The 778-nt window shown below is 68.4% G+C and carries 2 protein-coding genes; both read right to left on the reverse strand.

Annotation, left to right across the window (positions count from 1 at the left end; translation table 11 throughout):
- The coding region (locus IEY17_RS25015; RefSeq protein WP_373289932.1) for a WXG100 family type VII secretion target at positions 1-578 on the reverse strand (578 nt) is incomplete at its 3' end.
- Positions 575-778 (reverse strand): type VII secretion target (locus IEY17_RS25020; RefSeq protein WP_188991938.1); only part of this gene is annotated, 204 nt, incomplete at its 5' end. The genes IEY17_RS25015 and IEY17_RS25020, both read right to left, overlap by 4 nt.

The following is a 778-nucleotide window of genomic DNA, read 5'->3' on the forward strand; positions in this document are numbered from 1 at the left end:
AGGGCGTAGGTGATGAGCCGGGAGATGCAGTCGGCGACCAGGTCTCGGACGAACTCGCGGACGAAGGAGACGACCTCGCCCATGATCGTCACGACGGTGCTGATGGTGTTGGCCAGCTCCGCGGCGCCGGACAGCGCCTCGCTCTTCTCCGCCGCGTGCCTGCGGTAGGCGTCCCCGGCAGCCCCGGTCCACTGCGCGGTGTCGGCCTTGACGGCCGCGTCGTACTGCTGGACAGCTTCGCCCACCGCCTTGGAGACGTTCGCCCAGGTCGCGCCGTAGGCTTTGACGCCGTCGGGGTCACCGGCGAACCAGTCCAGCGCCTCCTTGAGCGGTTCGACGTGCTCGATGAGCCAGGACAGGCCGTAGGAGAGCAGGGTGCCGACGGGGTCGACGGCGATGCTGACCGCTTCCATCGCCAGGCCGCCGTAGGCGAGACCGGCCTCGACCCAGCTGGAGCCGTCGTTGAGGGACGTGACGTCGTGGATCGACTCGGCGATGCCGATGCCCTTGATGCCGTCGGGGGTTTCGTTGGGGTCCTTGGGTAGCGTGTCGCCGGTGACGACCAGCGGGTTGCTCATATCTCGATGCCCCCGATCGCCTCGCTGTTGCCGTCGTCGACCGCCTGGTACTCCTCAGCCGCGTCGCGCACGTTGTCGGCGACCTCCCGCATGGCTTGCACGGCCGTGCGCAGGGTTTCGATGCCGTGCTGCTCCACCGGGTCGAGCATCCAGGCAAAGGGGCGGCACAGAATCCCGTACGCGTCGTTGTCCAGCGACAC

This window comes from Saccharopolyspora thermophila, from assembly GCF_014646075.1.
GTDB lineage: Bacteria > Actinomycetota > Actinomycetes > Mycobacteriales > Pseudonocardiaceae > Saccharopolyspora > Saccharopolyspora thermophila.